Origin of the sequence: Paenibacillus sp. PvP094, from assembly GCF_040546835.1 — a bacterium.
GTDB classification, from domain to species: Bacteria; Bacillota; Bacilli; order Paenibacillales; family Paenibacillaceae; genus Paenibacillus; species Paenibacillus illinoisensis.
Window position 1 is genome coordinate 2,315,451 of record NZ_JBEPOM010000001.1, and the last position, 24,347, is coordinate 2,339,797.

20 protein-coding genes and 1 pseudogene are annotated in these 24,347 nt (G+C 49.2%); 19 read left to right on the plus strand and 2 right to left on the minus strand.

The genetic code is table 11. The annotated features are described in order from the left end of the window. Window positions 1-264 precede the first annotated feature (264 nt). From ABIC22_RS10765 to ABIC22_RS10805, 9 genes and pseudogenes are all read left to right on the plus strand, one after another. Window positions 265-1,299, plus strand: coding sequence for an NADH:flavin oxidoreductase/NADH oxidase (locus ABIC22_RS10765; protein ID WP_354480713.1), 1,035 nt, complete (start codon window positions 265-267; stop codon window positions 1,297-1,299). 279 nt (window positions 1,300-1,578) lie between these two features. Beyond that, the gene (locus tag ABIC22_RS10770; protein WP_483312537.1) at window positions 1,579-2,001 is read left to right on the plus strand and encodes an SRPBCC family protein; all 423 of its coding nucleotides are present in this window, start codon (window positions 1,579-1,581) and stop codon (window positions 1,999-2,001) included. A gap of 234 nt (window positions 2,002-2,235) precedes the next feature. Continuing rightward, window positions 2,236-5,319 (plus strand): ATP-binding protein, encoded by a 3,084-nt coding sequence (locus ABIC22_RS10775; RefSeq protein WP_354480718.1) that lies wholly within the window; start codon window positions 2,236-2,238, stop codon window positions 5,317-5,319. Between the two features lie 126 nt (window positions 5,320-5,445). Then, window positions 5,446-6,609 carry a response regulator gene (locus tag ABIC22_RS10780; RefSeq protein ID WP_354480720.1) on the plus strand — a complete coding sequence of 388 codons (1,164 nt, stop codon included), beginning with the start codon at window positions 5,446-5,448 and terminating at the stop codon, window positions 6,607-6,609. Window positions 6,610-6,634: 25 nt separating this feature from the next. Beyond that, window positions 6,635-7,978: a cryptochrome/photolyase family protein gene (locus ABIC22_RS10785; protein WP_354480722.1), complete on the plus strand. Its 1,344-nt coding sequence runs from the start codon at window positions 6,635-6,637 to the stop codon at window positions 7,976-7,978. 322 nt (window positions 7,979-8,300) lie between these two features. Further along, the gene (locus ABIC22_RS10790) at window positions 8,301-9,476 is read left to right on the plus strand and encodes an acyltransferase (protein WP_127537457.1); all 1,176 of its coding nucleotides are present in this window, start codon (window positions 8,301-8,303) and stop codon (window positions 9,474-9,476) included. 194 nt (window positions 9,477-9,670) lie between these two features. Continuing rightward, a complete protein-coding gene (locus ABIC22_RS10795; protein ID WP_354480725.1) occupies window positions 9,671-9,826 on the plus strand; it encodes a hypothetical protein in 156 nt (51 codons plus the stop codon). A 1,097-nt stretch (window positions 9,827-10,923) separates the two neighbouring features. Beyond that, window positions 10,924-11,361, plus strand: a pseudogene (locus ABIC22_RS10800) (HNH endonuclease); the annotation flags it as partial. A 250-nt stretch (window positions 11,362-11,611) separates the two neighbouring features. After that, window positions 11,612-12,268, plus strand: coding sequence for a TVP38/TMEM64 family protein (locus ABIC22_RS10805; protein ID WP_483312538.1), 657 nt, complete (start codon window positions 11,612-11,614; stop codon window positions 12,266-12,268). A 130-nt stretch (window positions 12,269-12,398) separates the two neighbouring features. Here the strand turns inward: ABIC22_RS10805 and ABIC22_RS10810 are convergent, their stop codons facing one another. Then, the gene (locus ABIC22_RS10810; RefSeq protein ID WP_354480729.1) at window positions 12,399-12,914 is read right to left on the minus strand and encodes a cupin domain-containing protein; all 516 of its coding nucleotides are present in this window, start codon (window positions 12,912-12,914) and stop codon (window positions 12,399-12,401) included. A gap of 166 nt (window positions 12,915-13,080) precedes the next feature. Between ABIC22_RS10810 and ABIC22_RS10815 the strand changes: the two genes are divergently transcribed. After that, window positions 13,081-14,082, plus strand: a complete 1,002-nt coding sequence (locus ABIC22_RS10815; RefSeq protein ID WP_354480731.1) for an NAD-dependent epimerase/dehydratase family protein — start codon at window positions 13,081-13,083, stop codon at window positions 14,080-14,082. Window positions 14,083-14,251: 169 nt separating this feature from the next. On the opposite strand, the gene ABIC22_RS10820 is transcribed toward ABIC22_RS10815, so the two are convergent. Further along, the gene (locus ABIC22_RS10820; RefSeq protein WP_082704104.1) at window positions 14,252-14,425 is read right to left on the minus strand and encodes a CsbD family protein; all 174 of its coding nucleotides are present in this window, start codon (window positions 14,423-14,425) and stop codon (window positions 14,252-14,254) included. A gap of 683 nt (window positions 14,426-15,108) precedes the next feature. Here ABIC22_RS10820 and ABIC22_RS10825 point away from each other — a divergent pair. The 9 genes from ABIC22_RS10825 to ABIC22_RS10865 all read left to right on the plus strand — a co-directional run bounded on the left by ABIC22_RS10825 (window position 15,109) and on the right by ABIC22_RS10865 (window position 24,293). Next, entirely contained in the window at window positions 15,109-15,555 is a 447-nt protein-coding gene (locus ABIC22_RS10825; protein ID WP_127537453.1) for a DUF1641 domain-containing protein, read from the plus strand. A 23-nt stretch (window positions 15,556-15,578) separates the two neighbouring features. Continuing rightward, entirely contained in the window at window positions 15,579-16,760 is a 1,182-nt protein-coding gene (locus ABIC22_RS10830; protein WP_127537452.1) for an NAD(P)/FAD-dependent oxidoreductase, read from the plus strand. Window positions 16,761-17,075: 315 nt separating this feature from the next. Next, entirely contained in the window at window positions 17,076-17,720 is a 645-nt protein-coding gene (locus ABIC22_RS10835) for an SDR family oxidoreductase (protein WP_336782409.1), read from the plus strand. Between the two features lie 47 nt (window positions 17,721-17,767). Beyond that, on the plus strand, window positions 17,768-18,511 hold the full coding sequence (locus tag ABIC22_RS10840; RefSeq protein WP_354480734.1) for a response regulator transcription factor: 744 nt from the start codon (window positions 17,768-17,770) through the stop codon (window positions 18,509-18,511). Beyond that, the gene (locus tag ABIC22_RS10845; RefSeq protein WP_354480736.1) at window positions 18,508-19,896 is read left to right on the plus strand and encodes a sensor histidine kinase; all 1,389 of its coding nucleotides are present in this window, start codon (window positions 18,508-18,510) and stop codon (window positions 19,894-19,896) included. The genes ABIC22_RS10840 and ABIC22_RS10845 overlap by 4 nt, the downstream gene beginning before the upstream one ends. Window positions 19,897-19,973: 77 nt before the next feature. After that, window positions 19,974-20,765, plus strand: coding sequence for a PepSY domain-containing protein (locus ABIC22_RS10850; protein WP_354480738.1), 792 nt, complete (start codon window positions 19,974-19,976; stop codon window positions 20,763-20,765). A 156-nt stretch (window positions 20,766-20,921) separates the two neighbouring features. Then, complete coding sequence (locus ABIC22_RS10855; RefSeq protein WP_154894554.1) at window positions 20,922-21,557, plus strand: PepSY domain-containing protein; 636 nt, start codon at window positions 20,922-20,924, stop codon at window positions 21,555-21,557. A gap of 251 nt (window positions 21,558-21,808) precedes the next feature. Beyond that, window positions 21,809-22,594, plus strand: coding sequence for an ABC transporter ATP-binding protein (locus ABIC22_RS10860; RefSeq protein WP_127537446.1), 786 nt, complete (start codon window positions 21,809-21,811; stop codon window positions 22,592-22,594). Window position 22,595: 1 nt separating this feature from the next. Continuing rightward, window positions 22,596-24,293 carry a hypothetical protein gene (locus tag ABIC22_RS10865; protein WP_354480741.1) on the plus strand — a complete coding sequence of 566 codons (1,698 nt, stop codon included), beginning with the start codon at window positions 22,596-22,598 and terminating at the stop codon, window positions 24,291-24,293. Window positions 24,294-24,347 lie beyond the last annotated feature (54 nt).

Here is a 24,347-nt window from a genome sequence, read left to right on the forward strand (position 1 = left end):
TCTCCTGTGTATGAAAGTATCATATCATGTTTTGGATCAACTTCGTGTAGGGACTGAAAGTGCAGTTGGAGTAGTTATAGGTATAAAAAAGGGTACTATGGCACAAAAATGTACGTACTTGCATTCAGGGGAGGCTGCTTCATAATAGAGAATGGTCGTCGGATTGATGAGAAAGACTGACAAGATTGGGTAACTGTTTTTCATGTTGAAAAACAAGCGATTGCCTCAACATATATCAATATATTGAATAGGAGATGTAACCATATGTCAGAGAAATTATTTTCCCCCTATCAGTTCAAGGGGCTTCAACTGAATAACCGTGTAGTTATGGCGCCAATGTGCCAGTACTCGGTAACGGCCAAGGATGGCATCCCGAATGATTGGCATCAGGTTCACTATGTAAGTCGTGCGGTTGGGGGTACAGGTCTGATTGTTATCGAAATGACAGACGTTGAACCGGATGGCCGTATTACCGATAACGATCTGGGCATCTGGTCGGACGAGCATATTCCGGCTTTTGCCAAGCTGGTGGATGGCATGCATGCCCATGGCTCGAAAGTGGCGATTCAAATTGCACATGCTGGGCGAAAAGCGGAGGATGCAGAGCAGCCGGTAGCTCCATCCGTGGTCACTTTCCCGGGTGAAGACTTTAGGGAGCCTCGTGCGTTGACTACCGAAGAAGTAGAAGCGATGGTCCAGAAATTTGCGGACGGTGTTCGTCGCGCAGTGCAGGCTGGAGTGGATGCCATTGAGCTGCACGGAGCACATGGATATCTCATTCACCAGTTCCATTCCAAGCTGATGAATCATCGTGAGGATGTATATGGACAGGATCTGGCTCGATTCGGCGTCGAGATTATTCGTGCAGTGAAAAAGGAAATGCCGGAAGACATGCCGCTCATCATGCGCATATCTGCAGTTGAATACGCTGATGGCGGCTACGATATTGAGCACACCTTGGATATGGCTCGTGCCTATCAGGCAGCAGGTGTAGACATATTCCACATCAGCTCTGGCGGAGAAGGACCTGCAGGACAACGGAAGCCGGGTAACTACCCAGGTTATCAAGTTCCATTTGCCCGTCGTTTCCGCGAAGAACTGAACATTCCGGTGATTGCAGTAGGGCTGCTGGATGATCCAGCTCTCGCTCAAGCCGTTATTGGCAACGGCGATGCCGATCTGGTTGCAGTGGGCAGAGGCATGCTGCGCGATCCGTACTGGGCTAACCATGCGGCTCTGGAGCTTGGTGTCAGCAAGGATAAGGCAGCGATTGCGGAGCAATATTCCCGCGGTTATTAATTTTATCTAAAACATATATCAGCTCGTAAGACAGGCCGCGGCAAGGGTGAACCTTAGCTGCGGCCTGATTTTGCATTTTGATAGCCAATCGGTGACGGTTGGGATTCCATCGTTCAGTGCAGACTAAGACGGGAGTTACACATCTTTTATATATGCGTTTCAAGATGAGGTTCGTTTAAGAGGAGATCCAATGCTAGATTCGGTTGTTAAATGAATTCATTTGACACCTATCTTCATATCCCGAACAATGAGTAATATCTATTCAAGGAGGCGATGGTTATGACATCATCATCGAGCGCACTGCCGGACATTCGGCAGCAATTGGTGCTTCGTGCACCGCTGGAAAAGGTATGGGAGACCGTCTCAACAGCAGAAGGCATGGAGGCCTGGTTTATGCCAAGTAATCTGGAGCCGGTGGAAGGACATGAATTCGTGCTGGAGGCTGGACCTTTTGGCAAATCACCATGCCGGGTTACGGAAGTTCAGCCGCTTCATAAGCTATCCTTTCAATGGGGCAAGGATTGGGCACTTACCTTCGAACTACAGGAACAGCAAGAAGGTACGGCATTTACGTTGATTCACAGCGGTTGGGATGCCGATAAACTGACTGAATTTGGACAGGCTCATGCCATCGTGCGCGAGCGAATGGAGCAGGGCTGGTCAGGCATCGTGCAGAAGCTGGCACAGGTTGTAAGCGAGTAAGAGAGGATTGTCAGTTGCGATCAGGGTCATTTCCTGATTGAACAGCTGGCAGTCCTTTTTTTATTTTTTGAGCTTTTAATGGAGGGTTCACCCGAGATGGTGAACCGCCTTAAAAAATGTGATTCTTTTTAGTTTCCTTCTATTTCCGTGGGCAGCAGAAACGTGTAACATGGATCATGAAGATAAAACGACAAAAAGTGACGCCTATCGTCACGTGTCAGAAGGATTTCATCGATGAAAAAACACTGGATTATGCTGACGATTAGTTTCATTTGTATTGTTGTCTTCCCTGTGGGGTGGATTGTGCAGAGTATTATAACTGAACGCGGGAATCCGGTAGTTAAACAAGGCCTAATCGATTTGACCACATGGGATTTCACCAAAAAGGGTGCAGCCACATTGGACGGAGTCTGGGACTTCTACCCGAACCAATTACTGACCCCGATTGATTTTGAGGCTGATGTGTCCGGACGCAAACCACTTGGGCCACCTGCAGCTCTTCAAGTCCCGGCCAGGTGGAATAAGACGATGGGTGAAGCTCATGGCTACGGAACATATCACCTTCGTGTCAAACTCAGGCCCAGCTCCGAGAAGAATGACTATGGCATTCGTACAAAGAATATTCGTATGGCACACCGTATTTTTATAGATGGCAAAGAGATCGGAGGCAAGGGACTGCCTGGCGAAACAAGGGAAACGGATCTCCAGTACAACTTGCCGTTCACCGGGTTTACCTCGATTGAGGGAGACCGTGCAGATATCATCATTCAAGTTTCCAACTATACATACTCTTCCGGAGGAATCGTAGCTTCACTGTTATTTGGAGATGAGCATAGCATTCTGTACAGCCAGCAGTGGGACTGGCTCAAGGATCTGATGACCCTTTTCGGATTTATCCTCCCTGCGGCGTTTTTCCTGCTGCTGTTCAGGCTGCGCCGAAGTGAGAAGGAGCTTCGTTACCTGGGCTTGTTCAGTCTCTCCGGAGCCATGTATGCACTGACGCATGGGGAGAAACTGCTGGGCACCTTTGTACCGTTTCTACCGAATACTGAAATTTTAAGGCTTCAATTAATAAGTTCAGCACTAGCCTATTACTATTTGCTTCGCTATATGGATGCGCTTGTTCCGGGTGCAATTCACAAATGGTACGTACGCCTGGGAATTACACTGGTGATTCTGCAATGCGCTATCGGCCTTACTTTGTCACCGGTACTATTCTCGCAACTGGAGCCTCTAATGCTGATGGTGTCGCTTAGCGTCATTGTATACACTCTTCGAGCGATGTTTTATTGGTTGAAAAAGAGGCCCAATGACAGCCATTACGTGCTGATCAGCATGATGAGCATCCTCATGGTTGTTATTTTGTATACCATCGGCGCATTCACGACGCAGGATACGGCCTTTCTCGCCCTGTATGAGCTATTGTTATTTGTTTTTGCTCAGATGATTCTTACGGCGATCCGGTTCGCGCAGTCCTTTCGTGAAGTTGAGGCATTATCCGAGCGCTTGCTTGTGATCGATAACCTGAAGGATGAATTCATGGCCAATACGTCGCATGAACTGAGGACCCCGCTGCATGGCATCATTAATATTGCCCAGTCCATGCTGGAAGGAGCGGCAGGGGCTGTGACGCCGAAGCAGGCCAGAAACCTGTCCATGATCACGTCTACCGGTAAAAGGCTCTCACTGCTGGTCAATGACATTCTGGATTTCTCCAAGCTCAAGAATAGTGAGATCGAGCTGAAGCGGGAAGCGGTGGATCTGGAGTCCGTTGCCCGCACCGTGGTTGAAGTATCGGGATTTACCTTCGGGGATAAGCCTATTGTGTTAATACAGGACTGGCCTCCATCCATGCCATTGGTCGAAGCAGATGAGGATCGGTTACGGCAGATTCTCTATAATCTGATTGGCAATGCATACAAGTACACGCAGCAAGGCGAGATACGGCTATATGCAATTGTGCAGGGGGATCAAATCCGAATGTCTGTGGCGGATACAGGGGTTGGCATTGCTCCAGAGAAGCTGGAGGATATATTCCAGTCCTATGAGCAGGAGAATGGTACAAGTGGAAGAATTAACGGCGGGACAGGGCTTGGTCTCAGTATTACGCGTAAACTCGTAGAGCTGGGCGGAGGCATGATCTGGGCCCAGTCAGAACCGGGTCAGGGGTCTATTTTTCACTTCACCCTGCCAGTTGCCAAAACGCCGCTGCTTCATACTGTTTCCAGACCGACTGCAGCGAGCTACGTGCCTGCCGAGCGTGCTAATCCATCTGGAGGGCTTCCTACAGAACTCGATGAATCAGAAGAGGGCCCTGCAGCAGAGCATACGATTCTGATTGTGGATGACGATCCGGTAAATCTCCAGGTATTGTATAATCTGTTGTCAACAGAGCGATACCGGGTCATTTCTGCCGATAGTGGTGCTGCAGCCTTGAAAATGCGAGAACAACACCCTGGAATCGACTTGGTGATTACCGACTGGATGATGCCGCAGATGTCCGGAATTGAATTATGCCGCAAACTGCGTGAGCGTAATACCCTGTCCGAACTGCCGATCCTGATGCTGACGGCGCGTGGATTGCCTGAGGATATCAGGCTGGGTTTCCAGGCTGGTGCCAATGATTTCCTAAGCAAGCCAGTGGATGCGGGGGAGCTTCGTGCGAGGGTTCGCACCCTGATTGAAATGCGGGCCTCCGTTCAAGGCGCCATTCGGACAGAGATGGCTTTTTTGCAGGCACAGATCAAGCCCCACTTTTTATATAACGCACTTAATGTCATTATCGCTACTTGTGCCGTTAACCCGGACAAAGCTACAGATTTATTGATCGAACTGAGTCACTATCTGCGTGGGAGCTTCGACTTTCAGAACCGGGATCAGCTGGTGCCGCTGACCAAGGAACTTGAGCTGGTGGAGTCCTATGTACATCTGGAACAGGCCCGGTTTGAAGAACGGCTGGTGGTCAACTATGAAGTGGAACCGGACGTTCGGATCTATGTGCCGCCTCTCAGCATTCAGCCACTCGTTGAAAATGCCATTCGTCATGGTGTGATGGAGCGGGCTGCGGGTGGAACCGTGACTCTGAAAATTGCCAGAGAGAATGATCGTATCATCGTTCAGGTTGAAGATAATGGGGTGGGCATCCCTCCGGAGCGTTTGGCCCAGGTTCATTCGGGAAGGACGGAAGGACCGGGAGGGGTGGGCCTGCAAAATATCAACCGGCGTTTAATGTCCTTATATGGCGAGGGATTGAATATTCAAAGCCATGTGGGCAAAGGAACGCAAATTCGTTTCCGTATTCCTCTGCCCAGAGGTTAATTATCCCAGAATTGTGCCGAGACCGATCATAATGGTTAACAGACTAATAAGTTGATAAAGTCTATTCTGTAATTCCTTTGATATAGAACGAAGAAGAATAAGTAAGGGCAGGAGGCTGGAAGAACAGTGAGAGCCATTGTAATCGATGACGAGAAGCCGGCGCAGCTCCACCTGGAGCGCCTGTTATTGTCGGACGGACGGATTACACCCGTGCAGTGTTTTTCAACAGCTCGTGATGGACTGGATTTTCTGGCAAAAGAACGTGCCGATGTGGTGTTTCTGGATATTGGCATGCCAGAAATGAACGGACTGGAAGCGGCTGAGTATATACAGCAGCTGGATAACAACATTCGAATTATATTTGTAACAGCGTACGCCGATCATGCAGTCGAAGCATTTGAACTGCATGCACTGGATTATGTTCTGAAGCCGGTAAGCTCGGCAAGATTGGGCAAAACCATTGACCGGATTGCTGCTTGGAAGTCTGCTATGCCGGAAATGGCAGCGGCTGCTGAAGTAAAGGAACCCGTTTCCAATGCTGCCGAGGATGACATCCAGTTACCGGGACTACTCACCTTCAAACATTTGGAGATCTATAGAAGCCTGAAACCGGAGGCAACCAAGCATAAATGGAGGACGACCAAATCCCAGGAGTTATTCGCATTTCTGTTTCACCATCGTGGAGAATGGGTAAGCAAAGAGATTCTGCTTGATAAATTATGGGCCGATGTCACCTTGGAAAAAGGGTTAACCCATCTGCATACATCCGTATACCAGATTCGAAAACTGCTGAAGGAATGGAGTATGACAGGCAAATTGGAATACAACATGAATCGTTACCGTTTGCTGCCCGGCAATCTGGTGAGTGACGTGGAGCAATTTGAATTGGGAGCGGGATATGCAGAAGTCACTTCTACCAATGTGGAAGAGCTGCGGGAGATCATGTTGTTATATCGCGGAGATTATCTTGAAGAGCATGACTACCCTTGGGCACAATCGAAGGCCCGTGAGCTAAGACGAAAATATATACGATTGGTCATGGACCTGGCTGAATGGAACATGAAGCATGGACGCGGCAAGGACGCCATTGAGCAGTTACTCGATTTACAGGAAAGAGAGCCTTATGCTGAAGAGATTTGCCGATTAATGATGAGGGTGTATGCATCCATGGGTGATGGATCAGCCATACTCCAATTATATTCATCATTTGCCAAGACACTCTTGGAGGATTTGGGGCATCAGCCGGAACCGGAAACGAGCCGCCTCTTTCAGGAACTAACGGCGAAGTAGGCACAGGCCGGGCGGGAGGATTGTAGTGAAATTATTCATACATCGCAAGGATTTGCGTACGGAGGATCTGCACGCTTTTGATTATTTGCAGAACCAGGAAGATGAGAGTTTGCACCTTTTTATCTACGACCCCTTTTTGCTTCGTCAGGGACGCGATAAGGAACACAGCGGCATCAACTTTCTGAGGCATGCAGCCGGGCTTGCCAGACAGTACCAGGAGGCAGGCGAGCTGCTGCATGTGGCACATGGCAACCCAGCAGAAGTTGTCGATTACATATTGGGCCACACGGAAGAAATCATCGATGAAGTGGTAGTTCACCGGGATATGACACCTTACGCGATCGAAAGGGATCGCAGTATACGCAAGGTTGTAGACAAATACCAGGCCAAGTTCACACAGCTGACGGATCATCTGCTGATCGATCTTCCGCGGTTCGCTGACTTTACAGGCAAATCGGAGCCCTATAAAGTATTCGCGGCTTTTCACCGACGCTGGGTGGAGTTTATGAATGAATTCCCAAACCCTCCTTCGGTACTAACGGTAGCTGATCTTAAGATCAGTAAGCTGTCCATCGAGTTTCCTGATTCGTTCAGGGTTCCCGCAGCGCTTATGGATGTCGACCCCGCAGAAGAGCCTTATGGGCTGCTCGATGCGTTCCTGAAGGAGCGTATTGCCGAGTACGGGGAGCAACGGGATCAATATGAAGCATACGAGCCAAGCCATTTGAGTTCCTATGTGGCGGTAGGAGCCATCTCGATCCGCAGAATGTACGATGCGGCTTACCGGGCAGAACAGCCGGACGAATGGATTAGACAGCTGTGCTTCCGTGACTTTTATCTGTACCGTGCAGTATATGAGAGTCACTTTTTTACATACGAAAAGGTATACGATCTGTCACCGTTAAGTGATTATCACTTCGAACGCTGGTGCAAGGCAGAGACGGGAATACCGATTATTGATGCTGCGATGACCGAGCTGAATGAGACGGGGCGCATGCCCAATCGATTGCGTATTCTGACGGCGATGTTCCTGACCAAAAACCTGCAGTGTCCGTTTCCCCTGGGTGAGGCCTACTTCAGACGCAAGCTGCTTGATTATGACAACATTCAGAACCGGGGGAACTGGTTATGGTGTGCATCCCTTGGTGAAAATGCTGCTCCGTATTTCCGGGTAAACAATCCGGTAACACAGTCGGAGAAGTATGATCCCCAGGGAGATTATATCCGGAAATGGCTGCCTCATCTGAAGGATCTGCACAGCAAGGATATCCATCAACCACGCGAGGGTGCGATTGTGGATCTGAAGACATCCAGGCAGGCGGCTATAGAGGTCTATAAACAAATTCTGGCGAGTCGTCAGAAGGATTAGAAGGAGACAGGATGGAACAATCCCGGCCTGATTAGGGAGACCCAAGATGTGTGTTCACACAGACAGGGAGCCCGAGTTTACCATTTTCATCCCAGTGAACCAGAAATAAATACTGCCGAGGCAGCATTGCTCGAAGACCGCATTATAGCGGTCTTTTTTACATTTATAGACATGAAAATAGTGTGAAATCCACTGAAAATTTAGGAATTGTTAAGAAAATGGACTACCCATCTTAAGCATTATGCCTTTTAATAGATAGTGAGCTTATCGTACTAAGTCATATCTGACATATTGACGAACACATTAAGGAGAAACGCTAAACATGAGTGAGACATTGAAAAGAGAGCGAATACCGGAGCTGAACCTGGTACGTGCCATGGCGATTATCGGCGTGCTGTGTGTGCATTCCACGTCTTATGCGACAGTGGACATGACGGGTTCGGGCTACTACTGGCTGTACAACTTTATTAATATCTTCATGAAATATGGTACGCCAACTTTTATTTTCATGAGCAGCTTCGTGTTGTTCTATAACTATTATTCACGTCCCTTGGACAAGAAATTGGTCAGCAATTTTTATAAAAAGAGATTCGTTTACATTCTGCTGCCGTATTTCCTGTTTTCCCTGTTTTATTTTGTTATTCTGCATTTCACCCATTATCAAGGCCGTCCGTTTGGTGAATCTGCCATCAGCTTCATTACCAAACTGTTCACGGGTAAGGCATATACGCATCTGTACTTTGTATTCATCAACATGCAATTCTATCTGTTATTCCCGCTTGTTCTGTGGCTGCTGAAGAAGTATCCTACGGTGGTAAAGTGGTCTGTACCGATTGGCCTGCTGATCCAGTGGGCATTTATCGTAAGTAACAAATACGGCTTCCAGGTGCCGAACAAGGGAAGCTGGGCCTTCTCATACTTCTCCTATTTCATGCTGGGAGCGTTCATCGGGGTCTATTTTCCAAAGATCAAGCAATGGTTTGTCATCAGCCGTGAAAATGCAACCAAAGGTCGCGTAGCATCCTGGATTCTGCTGTGGGCAGTCTGGATTGCTGCCGGACTCGGACATGTATATATTTATTACCTGCTTCGTATGAAGATTGCCACGTATAACACACTGTGGTATGAGTTTTTCTGGAATTTGCATACCTTTGCTTGTGCGCTCGTACTGATTCAGATTGCATACCTGTTGTATCGCAAGGGGCCTGCATTGATTGCCAAGCCGCTTAATCGACTTGGTGCGCTGTCCTTCGGAATTTATCTGATCCATCCATTTTTCCTGCTGTTGTATCGGGAATTCCCACCGCAAACCGGGGTGTCCTGGCTGGTTCACCTATGGTATGCCGGAGGCTTTGCTGTAGCGCTGTTCGCTTCATGGATTGTAGTAGGGCTGACTGCAAGGTTTGTTCCGTTTGCCTGGGTCATCTTCGGCAATCTGCCGAAACCAAAACCACGGGTGATCCCGCAATCCAATTCGGGCCAGCTCGATGTTCGTTAATATTTAATTGCCATTATAGGAATAATAAGCCGTTTCTTGGTCGACCTTAGGGTTGAGCGGGGAACGGTTTTTTTCATGCGATCAATGAGCATCATGTGGGAACGAATGTTTCTTTTGGAGCTGCCAGGGGTAATGAGAAGGCGGAACACAAATCAAAATGCAGAGACTTACAGAACAGGATCAAGGTGAGATGAATGAAAACATGTGAACAATGCGGGAAACCGATGCAAGATATATTGGAATATGTAGAGCACATTCTTCATGAATGCAATGGACAGACAACAGAGTACAGCGCAGATGGCTATCCGGCACAGACACAGGGGTATGAGTGCGTCCGCGAGCAGATGTGATACAATAGAAAGAAACCGGATTCATACGGAACCGAGGTGACAACATGGAGACGGGCTCAGCCCCTTTCCGGCAGGATATGACGGAACATGAAGCGCAACAGACCAAGGTATGCATGCATTGCGGGCAACAGCGTCCGTTGTCTGAATTTCGGCGCAGAACCGGAAAGAGGGCGGGTCCCGGTTCCAGACGAGGAGCCTGTCGTCGCTGTCGTCAGCGCAGTGGACAGGCTGACGTTAGCGGCATCCCGGTGCAGCAGGGTCAGAGTCTGCACATACGGATGCCAAGACCGGAGAACATTACAAATGAGTCGAGTGCTGCAGCCAATCAACAGGTGATTCAAGAGACAGTGGATGAAGGTTCTCAGAAACAGCACAGTGAAGCTGAGCCTCTATCTTCATCCTCCTCGGAGCCATCAGGTGATCGGAAGAAAAGGAGACGGAGACGAAAGTCCAAACCGCAGCAGGCACAGCCAGTCCTTGAGCCGTCTGAACGGATCACGGAATCAAGCGCCGCAGGCCAGGAAGATCGTGATCCGAAGGTTGGTGGACGCACCGTATCCAATGTGCGTGCTGAACAGGCCGCCGCGCAGGCTGCTGTGGCGGCCAGCGAGGCTTCGCTGCCGGAAGAACCGCAGGATCCGGCAGCGGGAACAGCAGCTGCGGGTCAGCAGACCGCAGCGGGGCGCAAGCGCAAGCGGCGCCGCAAACGCTCGGCGCCGCCTGGCGCTGGCACTGGACCGGACCGCATCGCGGTCAAGTCCGAGGTGCCAGCAAGCGACCGTGGGGCTGCGGCCACGGTCGACGGGCCTTTGGCGGCAGCTGCACAGCCTGCCGCTCCAGGGCTGGACCCGGGCCAGGCAGCTTCTGCTGCGGCCGGGACAGCCGAATCTGCTCCCATGCGGCCACAGGGTCCGCAAGGGAGCAGGGCGCGGCCAATGCGCAAAGAACGTGCGCATAAGGCCGCCAGTGAAGACGGTGCCCGGGCAACGACTTCCGGGCACCGTCCCCATTCCCATCATGCCCGCAGCCGAAGCGCGGGCGCAGATGGCCGGCCGCGCCGCCAGACTCCGGCGGTTCCGGCAGCCATTGATCCGGAAGATCCGACATCGCTCCGTACGAACAGGCAGGGCATGGTCCGCATGCGTGGCAAGACGGATAAAGGCCGCCGCTGGCATCAGGAGATTGACATGGAGCTTGCGGTCACGCTGGTCAAGGAAAAAGCCGCAGTTGTTGTTAACCGGTACACCATTCGCCGATTATTCAGCAACAAGGATTTCAAACGGTACATCATGACCCGGGATCAATATACCTGCTACTTCTGTGGATCATATGGTGATACGATCGATCATCTTCTGCCTCGGGCCAAAGGCGGTCATACAACTCCGCTAAACTGTGTATGTGCCTGCAATCTGTGCAACCAGTCCAAAGCTGCAATGGATGCAGACGAGTTCATGCGGTCCGGCATACCTGAATGGAATGCCGCTCATCAGGAGGAACTGAACGAACTGCAGATACAGGAAGCTCAGCTGGAATAGAATATGTTTATTTCTTCTCCTGTTAGGGGGAGGGATACCAATATAGCAAAGCACATCAAGACTTGTTGTACAGGTCAGGGTGTGCTTTTTGTTATGTTGGTCTCATCTGTGAATATTTCTTCAAATTAACAACGGTTTGGTGTGGATTCGTACGTTATACTGTGAGAAGAAGATGAACTGTACCCAGATCATTCGAGCACAGGAATTGTGGTGTAAACGGATGGAGACTGAATAGATTGGAAGGATGCACATGACCCCGGTACCTCTGGACATCATGTCCTATTTTACGGAAGAGAATATTCGTTATTGGCTGGAGCAGTTTCGTTCCCTGGGGCCGCTTCCGGGTATACTGCTTACCTTTATGAAGTCCTTTGTGCCACCGCTACCAACCCTGCTGATCGTGGGGGTTAATGGGGCGGTGTACGGACTATGGGCGGGATTTTTGTACTCGTGGATTGGGATGGTGCTGGGTTGTACCCTGACCTTCTTGCTGGTCCGAGAGATTGGGAAATCTGCCTTCGTGGAACGATGGTCCAGCAAACCGCGTGTTCAGCGGAGCATGGTATGGATTCGGCGGAATGCCTTCAGTTATGTATTTTTGCTGAGCATCTTTCCGGTCGGACCGTTTGTCATCATTAATGTGGCGGCAGGTATTGCCCGAATGAGACTCATGTCTTTCCTGCTCGCCGTAGGGTTTGGTAAGGGCATCATGATATTCTGCGTGACCTACATTGGCTCCAATGCGGCCCAATTCCTGGAACATCCTATAAGGTGGATCGGTGTATTGCTGTTTATCGCTGTATCATTGTGGGCCAGTCGGAAGCTGGAGAGACACTTCACCCGTTCATCGTCCGAGGAGAAACGGAACGAATCCAATCCCTCTTCAGGGAATACCATTTCTTCCTGATCAGCAGCATGCAACACGGTTCTACGGTATCCGGTTACGCGCATAAGCTAAACAGACTGTTATCGAGGATATGATTTTTCTCGTTAACAGTCTGTTTTTCTGTTTGGTTCACTCATATGCAGGCACCCTCTTATTTGCCTTTATTCCATAATTCCAACAAGGGTCCCTCGTTCCCGTAGACTGGATCTGTATCAGGGAGGGGCACACCCTGAATCTCCCGGAGCACTTCAGGACGTTCTCCCGGATCACCTGTACGGGTATTGTAGCTTGTGCCGCCAGGGTAAGCACCTGCTATACGAAAATCAGAGCTGGCTTCCAGACGCTTATGTCCTGTTCCTGCAGGAAGCACAACAATATCTCCCGTTTGCAGATAAACTCGTTGTCCCTTTTCCCCGCCCAGAATCAGCTGAACGAAACCGCTAACCACTGCTAGTGCTTCATGGGCATTGCTATGAAAATGATGATAGTCAAACACACCATTAATCCAGCTGTTTCCCCATTGATTTCTGTTCAGCAGCGACTCTGCTCGGGACGGGTCTTTTGCCCATACGCCCTTATACAACAGTACTGGCAAGTTTGGATTGTTGGGAATCACGCCATCGTCTTTGAAGTAAAAGGTCTCTATATTCTCTCTGGGTTCATTCATTTTCATCACCTCACTGATTATTACCCTCATTAGCTGTCTGCTCTGCGGAAAGAAAAATAAAAAATGAATGGAAAATGATACAAAACGTATCAATTTAAGGTTATACTCAATACATACGCTCGCCTCAAGAGCCTGCCTGAGTAAAAATCCAAGGAGGAATGGTTTGGTGAACATTGTCATTACAGGGGCTTCCGGATTTGTGGGATTCAATCTTTCTCATTATTTGGCGCAAAAGGGCCACTGCATTACCCTGATCGACCGGGATGACTATTGTCAGAGACTTGTTCACAGCTCCCCGCTGCATGAGATGACCTTCACTTGTTGTGACCTCGCTTCAGACCGCTTCAGCTTGCCCCAGGGAACCGATTATATTATTCACCTGGCAGCCATGCCGCATGTGGATTATTCCTACCATCACCCAGGAGAAGTGTTTCGTAACAACACGCTAAGCACACAGGCCGTTTTGCAATATGCAGCCGATCATCGTATTCCGGTTGTACTGGCCTCCTCGGTAGAAGTCTATGGAGGCGAGTTTGGCAGAGTGTACTCCGAATCAGACGTATATGCTCCAGTATCACCCTATTCGGCATCCAAAGTAGCCTGTGAGACGCTGGCTCATTCCTATGCCCAATGTTACAACCTCCCCGTCAAAATCTTCCGCTTAACCAACCTTTATGGGCCATGGCAGCTGCCTGACCGAATCATTCCCCGCAATTTTGGCCGGATGATGGATGGCTTGCGGCTGGATATTCAAGGATCTGCTGTACGTGATTTTCTGTATATCGATGATGCAATGAAAGCCATTGAACAGATTATGCTGCATGGACAAGATCGGCATACGTATAACATCTCGACAGGACAAGGCACAACGATGCAGGAGATCGGCGAGCTGCTGCTATCACTGCAGCGCTCCACAGGAGATGTCGAGATTCGGGATCAGGAACCGACCCAGTCCAGAGGCTCCAGTTTGGTCGTTTATTCGGGCAAGTTAAGAGAAGAACTGGGCTGGAAACCGCAGATTACATTGGAACAGGGGCTGGAAAAGACATACCGCTGGTATCAGGAGCATCCGGATTGGGTGCGACAATTCAGCAGACAGTATCAAACATCGAGAGGAAGTCATGAGTTTATCGTGGATATGGCTAGATATGTGGCCCCAGCGATTTGATACAACGTATTACAATCAAAAAAAGCCAGGGAAGGGTGATTGGAATAGCACCTTCCTTGGCTTTTTCCTGCCCCGTAGGTACAGGCATGTTCATGCTGTATGTCTACGGGCCGACATCATGACGTATATAGTGCACGACTTGATCGTGCGAAGCATATGAGACCAAATCCTAGTGGCGATCTTTTACATCGGCAATTTTATCTTGAACCGCGCCTTTCGCCTTGTCCTTTTTACCCTCAGCCTGAAGGGATCTGTTGTTTGTTGCGTTACCGATCTGATCCTTCACTTCGCCTTTAGCTTTATTCACGCCTGCTTTGATTTTATCGCTAGTTGAATTACTCATATCGAACATCTCCTTCATTTCTGGTGTAGTCCTTATTAACCGGGTTCCTGTAATTTTAAACTTCGTCTGTCAGAAGAAGCGGTCGTAAGGGCCTGAAATAAGGTCAAGATTCTCATCGGGAAGAATTGAGCGAATAGGGAATAAGCCAGCATGACAAGCTGCATAATAACGATAGTGACCAAATTCGTTGCATGGAATTCATGATTTTGGAAAACACTTCCTAAAAATAAGACTGAAAAAATCCTCTATATGTACTTTTTCGCACATATGGACGTATGTGATCTTGTCTTAATACCACATGTGGTAGGAATGCAGATCTGGAACAGAACGATAAGCGGTTACATTCCGACCGCGAAGCTTGACAAAAAAATCGGATTTGTTACAATGTTCACAATATCTTCACAAGTGTAAAAAATTTCTTTTTCATGTTCATGTGTAAGAGGTGTAATATAAGGGTATAGAGTTCGGTTTCGGCCTGCTTGTCGTTTTGCGTCAACACATGTTGTCCGCAATAGACCCAATACAATACATGATCCGAGAGCGGCCCTTGGGCTTCGCTCTTTCTATTGTGTGAAATTTGGTACATTTCAATGTATCCCTTGTATTCGTGGTTCGGCTCTGCTCTTGACAGGCATCATGAAAGTCGCGGACTTCTATCCCAAAGTAAAGGAGGACTTTCTCTTATGTCACAATCGCCTACTCAACAAGAGGTGCCAGTTACAGAAGGTGCCAACGTTTCCGAGCGCCAGTCCTTGGACGTGCTCGATCAACTGATGAAGCCTGAGGTACAGGAGTCTCTGACCGTTCTGGTTGAAAACCTGCCTAAACTGGCTGAAATGGTTACTGCCATGACCAAAGCTTATGACTTTGCACAAAGCGTAGCTACAGACAAAGTTCTGATCAGCGACACAATGAGCGCAATGGGTGAATTCGCTAAACCAGTTGTAGACAAAGCCAAAGGTGTAGCTTCCGCTGCAATCGAAGCAAATGACCGTGCGCAAGCAGAGCAAACTTCGGTTGGTCTGTTCGCTATGCTCAAAATGCTTAAAGATCCAAACGTACAACAAACGCTGCGTTTTGCTCAATCATTCCTGAGCATTCTGAACGAGCGTCAACAACAGCAACGTTAAGATTAGAAGAACGGAGGATGGATATGTCGAAGCAAATTTTGATCTTGGGCGGAGGTTACGGTGGTCTTTTGACTGCGCTGACTGCGCGTCAATACCTGACACCGGAAGAAGCGACAATTACAGTCGTTAACCGTTACCCTACGCACCAAATTATTACGGAACTGCACCGTCTTGCAGCAGGAAGCATTGCTGAAAAGGCAGTTGCTCTTCCGCTTGAAAAATTGCTGCGTGGTAAAAACGTGAACTTGAAAATCGATACGGTGGACACAATCAAGCCGGACGAGAAAAAAGTTCTGATGACCAGCGGCTCTACTTACTCCTATGATGCACTCGTCGTTGCCCTGGGTAGCGAAACGGCATTCTTCGGAATTCCGGGATTGCAGGAGTACAGCTTCACGCTGAAATCCGTTAGCGATGCTAACCGCATTCGTGCACACGTTGAAGCACGTCTGGATGCTTACAAACAATCCGGCAACAAAGCAGACGCAACGTTTGTTATTGGCGGCGGCGGTTTGACAGGTATCGAGCTTGTCGGCGAATTCGCAGACCTTCTTCCAGGCGTATGCCAAGAGAAAGGTATCGATTTCAACGATATCTCCCTGTACACAGTTGAAGCAGGTCCTTCCATCCTGGCAGGATTCCCGCCAGAACTGGTTGACCGTGCAAAATCGAGTCTCGAGAAACGTGGCGTTAACTTCATCGTTGGCGTAGCGATCACAGAGATGAAAGAAAACGAAGTATTGCTGAAAGACGGCAGCTCGATTCCTACGAACACACTCGTATGGACAGGTGGCGTACAAGGTAATGCGGTTGTTGCTAACAGTGGAATTGAAGTGGATCGCGGCCGTGCTAAAGTTACGGAAGTTCTGCAATCCACATCCCACAAAGATGTGTTCGTTGCTGGTGACAGCGCAGTGGTCTTCCCTAGCGAAGGCGCTCGTCCATATCCTCCAACTGCACAACTGGCTTGGCAAATGGGTGAAACCATTGGTCACAACCTGGGCGTAATGTTCAAAGGTGGCGCAATGGAATCCTTCACACCAGTATTCTCCGGTACACTGGGAAGTCTGGGTCGTAAGGATGCTGTCGGCATGATCGGTGGCAACCAGACTCGTCTGAAAGGTCTGCCAGCAACCATGATGAAAGAAGCAAGTAACATCCGTTACCTGTCTCACATCCACGGATTGTTCGCACTGGCTTACTAATTTAGTAGCTATCCATATAAGGGTGCCCCTAGGGGCACCCTTTTTGTGTTGCTTCAGCCAGGGTTGAAGGCTTAGGAGTAAGTGAGGTTAAAAGGGCTGCAGAAATGGATAAACATCGTCAGGTATAGACAGTACAGGGTGTATGGTATATTAAGATGTATATGGAAGCAGTATTCATGCGCTGACAATGCGCTAAACGGATGAGATCACAGCAGCCGGCGCTTAGAAGCGCCGGCTTTCGTTTAAATTAAAGACAAGTCCAGAGAAGGAAAAAACTACACGGGGATACCCGTTTAACCGAGAGGAGCATGACATATGAATGTATTGGTTATTGGAGCAAACGGACAAATCGGCAAGATGCTTGTGGAACAGCTCGCCCAGGAAGGCAAGCATCAGGTGACGGCAATGATTCGCAAACCGGAACAGGCAGATGCACTGAAACAGCTGGGTGCAAATGTAGTCATGGGTGATCTGGAGGGCAGCGTGAATGATCTGGCTGAAGCAATGAAGGATCATGATGCCGTCGTATTCACGGCAGGATCCGGTGGTTCTACAGGTGCAGACAAGACACTCCTTATTGATCTCGACGGGGCTGTAAAAACAATGGAGGCTGCGCTGCAGCAAGGTATTTCCAGATACATTCTGGTCAGTGCTTTTGGTGCAGATCAGCGGGAGAAATGGTCGGATGCCATCAAACCATATTATGTGGCGAAGCATTATGCCGATCGCGCGCTGTTTGCGAGTGAGCTGAATTATACGATTATTCGTCCTGGCGGCTTGAAAAACGAACCAGGAACAGGCAAAATCGCCGTAGGAACAGACTTGAAACCAGGAAGTATACCGCGTGAGGATGTGGCTCGTGTTATTGCGGCATCCCTGCAGGAAGAGAAGACCTATCGCATGGCATTTGATCTGATTGCAGGGGATGACCTCGTGGAGGATGCATTGGGCAAACTGTAGAGTTCTATTGTAAGATATCGGGAGAATGGAACGAGGGGGAACTCGGTATGAATGAAGCCGTGCTGGTGATTGAAGATGAACCCAAAATCGCACGCCTGCTTGAACTTGAATTACAGTATGAGGGGTATCAGGTGGGTAAGGCAGGGAGCGGTACGGAAGGGCTCGAAATGTATCATGGCGGCCAGTGGGATCTGATTCTGTTGGATATTATGCTGCCAGGCCTGAGCGGAATTGAGGTGTTGCGGCGAATTCGTGCCAGAGATGCCTTGGTTCCCATCCTGATGCTGACAGCGAAGGATTCGGTAGAGGACAAGGTGTCGGGACTTGATCTCGGTGCTAATGATTACATTACTAAACCTTTCCGAATCGAAGAACTGCTTGCCAGAGTACGGGCAGCGCTCCGGCTGAGTGCCGCAGCTGCTTCTTCATCTGGGTTAGTACGACATGCCAATCAAGACACAACAAGCCAAATGACTGAAGAAGAAACAGGCTGGCTTACTGCCGCTGGATTGAGGTTGAATGAGGGGACAAGGGAGGTATCCCGGGATGGAATACCTATCGAACTTACTCCACGTGAGTTCGATCTTCTCGTGTATCTGCTGCAGAATCAGCGTCAGGTATTGAGTCGTGACCAGATTGTACAGGCCGTTTGGGGTTACGATTATTATGGAGATACCAATGTCGTGGATGTGTATATCCGTTATGTGCGCAAAAAGGTAGATAACGGATTCACTCCACCCTTAATACATACCGTTCGTGGTGTTGGATATGTCCTGAAGGAGCAATCATGAGTCTGCGGAGCAAAATCTATGGATACTCCTCCGTATTGTTTGCGGTACTGCTCATCGCTGTAAACCTGTCCGTGTATATCGTATTTGAACGAATTTCAATGTCTAATGAGATCAAGCGTGTCGAAGCTGAGGCCGGCTCGATCGTAACAGGAGTGCGGGATTCTGCCGAATCCATTCCACCGGATGATCTGCTGCGTGCTTATGCGCCGGTGGAAGGAATGCTGCGCATTGTCAATGAGGATGGTACCAGTTCCGATCCGGTAACGACAGCGACAGAGCCCCAATTGAACGAGATGCTAAGCAAATTGCCCTATAAGTACGAGAGCCAAAAGAAATCAGAGTATACCCGGGTTGGAGAGCTGGAGTATGTCTGGGTGTCCGTGCCCGTAATCTGGCCTGATGGTGAAGTGGTGAATGTACAAGTCACCGAAAGTGTCGCAGATACCGAGAATGGCCTGTCTGTACTGCGTACGGTTCTGGTCGTTGTAACGATTATCGCATTGATCCCTGCGATTATTTCGAGCCGGATTCTGGCCAACCGGATGACAAGACCGATTCAGCAGATGACGCGCACCATGAGTGATATTCAGTCAAGTGGCCAGTTCAAGCGGCTTCCGCTGGCTGCCCAATCGAAGGATGAACTGAGTACCATGGGGCAGACGTTTAACCGCATGATGGATTTGCTGGAATCCAACTTCGAGCGGCAGGAGCGTTTCGTATCGGATGCCTCGCATGAGCTTAAAACGCCGCTGACGATTATTGAGAGTTATGCCAGTCTGCTGCAGCGACGGGGCAAGGAGCGACCTGAGGTGTTCGATGAGGCTGTTGAAGCCATACTGTCCGAATCCGTTCGCATGCGGGAGATGACCGAACAGCTGCTCTTGCTGGCCAAGCAGCCAGAGCAATGGAACATACAGCTGGAAAGGCTTGATATCACACGTTTGGCTCAGGAATCCACTCGAGCTTTCCGGGAAGCCTATCACCGGGAAGTTTATTGTGATGATCCAGGCAGTATCTGGGTGATCAGTGATGAAAGTAAGCTGAAGCAGATGTTGTTTATTCTGCTGGACAATGCCCGTAAGTATAGCGAGGATGCCATTGAAGTCAGACTGGAATCCAGAGGACAGGAGTGCCGGATATGCATCGTTGATACGGGGATTGGAATGCGGGAGGAAGAGCTAACCAAAGTATTTGACCGTTTTTACCGTGTGGACCCGGCAAGAACCCGCAGCGGCGGAGCAAGTGGATCGGGCTTGGGATTGTCTCTCGCGAAGGACATCGCAGGGGCTATAGGGGCACGTGTTGAACTGAAGAGTGCCGAAGGTGTAGGCACCGAGGCTTCGATTATTTTGCCAGTATCCGTTCAGACGACCCTGTTCTCATGAAATTCTCATTCTTCTCTTGTATACTGATGCCAAGAGTGTCACGGGAGCAGATGCACGTGTGAAAAGGGGGAGGCAGATTGGAAAAGTCAAAAGTACCACCGGAAATGAAACGGGAACAGCAGCAGACGAGCGGAAGGTCAAAGCGACCGATATGGTGGGGAGCAGGGATTGTGGCTGTGCTGCTTGTCGTAATCGTAGGCTGGTGGCAGCCATGGCAATCCAGCCGTGTGATGCTGAGTGAGGATGCAGCGGCTCAGGCCGTATTGGAACAATACCCTGGAGAAATTGTGAATTCCACGTTGAAGGACGGTACGTATATCATGCAGCTTCGATCCGAAACGGGGCTATATGATGTACAGCTGGATGCGGTAACTGCTGCAGTCAATGCCATCAAGCGGCTGGAATCCAATCCTGAGGCTGAAGAAAAAACACTGCTCAGCCGGGAGCAGATCAAGACGGAGTTACGGAAGCAAACCGATGAGCAGCTGGTATCCCTGGAACTGGTGGAACAGCAGGGAAGTCCGGTTTATCTGGCTGTATTGAAAATGAAGGATAATCGCCGGGAGCAGTGGACGGTTGATCCATATAACGGGGAGAAGCAATCTTCCCAGACGCTGGATGCTCCAGCTTCGGAACCGGGAAAAGAGAATGATACTCCGCAGTTTCTTAGTGAGAAGGAAGCTGAGCAAAAGGCACTTGCCAGAGTTCCCGGGGAAGCGGATGACACGGAGCTTCGTGGAACGAATAGTGGGAATCCCTATTACCTGGTTGAGATTGATCTGGAGGACGGCAGGGAAGCTATCGTGCAGGTGAACGCTATATCCGGAGCGATCCGGTCCGTGACCTGGGATGAAGACGAAGAAGATTAAGTAACTTCAACAATAGAGATGCAATAATGCAATAATACTGTGAATGTTCGTCTCATTTTCTCATCAAATTCTAATCTGACTCTCGCTGATCTCTCATACGCACAGGTTATTCTATAACTGTAGACGAGAACGAGAACAACAATGAGGAGATGAAACATGATGATGAACAAACACAAACTATGGATTGGCAGCATTTCGGCAGCGGTACTTCTTGGAGGGTCGGCGGTAGCAGCGAGCAGCAGCGTAAACGGACAGTCGGTACAAACCACACCATCATCGACTTCGCAGTCGGTCACACAGGATCAGAGCAGTACTGGCAAATTGCTGACTGGAGCGCAAGCCAAAGCAGCGGCATTAAAAGCGGCTGAGGGTAAAGTTGACGATATTGATCTGGAGCGCAGAAACGGCCAAACGTTCTACGAAGTCGAAATTGACCGCAAAGGAAGCAATGACGTTGTGGTACGTCTGGATGCCTACACAGGCAAGATCCTGGCGGTTGTGGATGATGAAGACTATGACGACGATGATGATTATAATTACAATGGCTCTGCCACAAGTACTTCCAACCAGTCTGCCGCAAAACAGGTTAAATTGACCGAAGCACAAGCCTCTGCGATTGCCCTGAAGCAGGTGACAGGTGGAAAAGTAACCGAAATTGAGCTCGACCATGATGACGGACGTTATGTCTATGAGATCGAGATCAGAACCGCGGATGGGGAAGCAGATGTTGATGTGGATGCCAATACAGGTAAAGTGCTGTCCTTTGACCAGGATTTTGACGACGAGGATTAAATGAAGGACCGTTAAGACACCGATAAAAATAAATACAAGTTAGCATGCTCACACACCTTAAGAGAACATCTCTGGAAAGCTGCATGCTCATGGTAAAGGACGCTTCATATGAAGCGTCCTTTTTGCTGCCTTTTCATCATAATCTTAGAGTTCTGTTGTTAGATATGATATTCATCCAGATCACAATATCCTAAACTGTGGTAAACTAGTAGAATTATAGAAAAGGATAGAGACAGGAGCTGGATAACGAAGTGAACGAAGAACAAGTACTTTCCATTGAAGGCTTGCGGATGCGTTATAACGGACGTTATGTCCTGAACGGAATTGATCTTGAGGTGAAGCGGGGAGAGATGATCGGGTACATCGGTCCGAATGGGGCCGGCAAAAGCACCACGGTCAAAATCCTGCTGGGACTGGTTGAAGGATATGTGGGCAAGGTTTGCATCTTTGGCAAGGATATCGCAGATGGTGATACGGAATATAAACGCAGAATCGGTTATGTACCTGAAGTTGCAGAGCTGTATGAACAACTTACGCCAGCAGAATACCTGACGTTCATTGGAGAACTGTATGGGTTGTCTTATGCGGATGCCGATTACAAGGCGAAGCTGCTGATGGATTGCTTTGGACTCGAAAAATCCTATCATTCCCGCATTGCCTCTTTCTCGAAGGGGATGCGCCAGAAGGTGCTGCTCATCTCAGCATTGCTGCATGATCCGGATCTGCTGTTTTTGGATGAACCGCTCAGTGGGCTCGACGCCAACAGCGTGATGGTGGTCAAGGAGATTTTGTCGCAGCTGTCGGCCAAAGGTACAACCATCTTCTATTCCTCGCACATCATGGACGTGGTCGAGAAGATCAGCAGCCGGATCATCCTGATTGCGGAAGGAAGAGTGATGGCAGACGGAACATTCAGGCAGCTGCAGCAGCAGTCCATGGAAGGCACGCTCGAAGAGGTGTTTAACCAATTGACGGGCTTTAATGAGCATAAGGCGATTGCTGAACGCTTTGTATCGATTGTGCAGGAGGTGTATTGATATGGCGGAATCCTCCGAATTCCGTACGCTGAAGATCCTGGATCATTTTCGCCATATCATTGCCAAGACAGGGGCGGATTATGATGTGCTGTGGCTCATTTTGCGGGTGAAATTTCAAATGGATCAGCGCAGGGTACCGACAGTATTGTCGTCGCGCAGTGGTAATAAGGAGCAGAAGGAAGGTAACCTGTACCTTCGATCCCTCTGGTTGTACGGATTGATGGGTTTGCTTCTGGTGCCATTTGTCGTCTGGGATACGGGTCATTATATGCTCCAGATGGGTCTGGTCACCGCTGTGCTGATGTTTATCATCATGACATCCATGATCTCGGACTTTTCCTCTGTGCTGCTGGATATCCGGGATCGGAATATCATTATGACCAAGCCGGTGAATGCCCGTACGGTTGGCATGGCCCGGGCTATTCATGCCGGAGTGTATTTGCTGCTGCTGACAGGTTCCCTGACAGCCGTACCACTGGTTGCGGGCTTAATCACACATGGCATCGGATTCTTCCTGTTATTCATCGCGGAACTCATTCTGATCAATATGTTCATTCTGGTCACTACATCTCTAGTTTACTTGTTCATGATGAAGTTTCTGGATGGAGAGAAGCTGAAAGACATGATCAACATGGTACAGATTTTGTTATCCGTTGGCATCGCTGTTGGATATCAGCTGGTTGCACGGTCATTCAGTATCATTGATTTTGACATGGTCTTCACGCCAGCCTGGTGGCAGCTCTTACTTCCTCCCGTGTGGTATGCAGCTGTATATGAATGGCTGTTCGCTGGTGGTGGGGATGTATGGCTGTATACCTTCAGCACGTTGGCTGTTGTTGTTCCAATGATCAGTTTGGTTATCTATGTGAAGCTGATGCCTTCCTTTGAATTGTATTTGGAGAAAATGGCCTATTCCGGATCGACCTCGGGACGAAGAAAAGGGTTGTGGGATCGTACACTTGCCAGGGTATTCTGCCGTTCCGGGGAGGAGCAGGCCTGCTTCCGGTTGTCAGCAAGCATGATGCGAAGTGAACGGGAATTCAAGCTGAAGGTATATCCATCCATTGGATTATCCTTTGTTTTGCCTTACGTCTTCTGGTTCACCCAGCTGCAGTCATCCACGTGGGCGGAACTTAGAGAGAGCTCGTTCTTTTATACACTGTACATCATGCTGATTCTCGTGGTTTCGGTAATCATCATGCTAAAGTATTCGGGCCATTACAAGGCATTCTGGACCTTCCGGGCTGCCCCGATTGCGAATGAAAATGTGCTCTATAAGGGTGCACTGAAGGCATTTATGTGCAATATGTTCTTGCCTGTTTTTCTGCTGAATGCCATTGTATTTGCCTGGACATTCGGGCTGCGGATTCTGCCTGATCTGGCTGTGATCCTGCTGGTGGGTACGGCGCTGATTCCGTTAACAAGCAAGCTGTTATTGCGCAAGCCGCCGTTCTCTCTATCCTTTAGTATTGCCCAGCAAAGTGATGGCTGGTTTGTATTCGCGGCATTTCCGGTGATTGCCTTGCTATGGGGGATCCATGTTTTCTTTCGTACGCTGCCAGGAGGCATCTGGATCTTCGGTGGAGTTCTGATCGTGGCTAATTTTCTGCTCTGGAGCATGTTATACCGGGTCAAGCGGGTGAATGTTCAGGTTTCAAGTGAGTGGGGAGCAAGCAAGGAACAGAACAATTCACGATAGTACACCATAAGAATGAAGGCCAACCCGTTCATCTGAACAGGTTGGCCTTTTGCC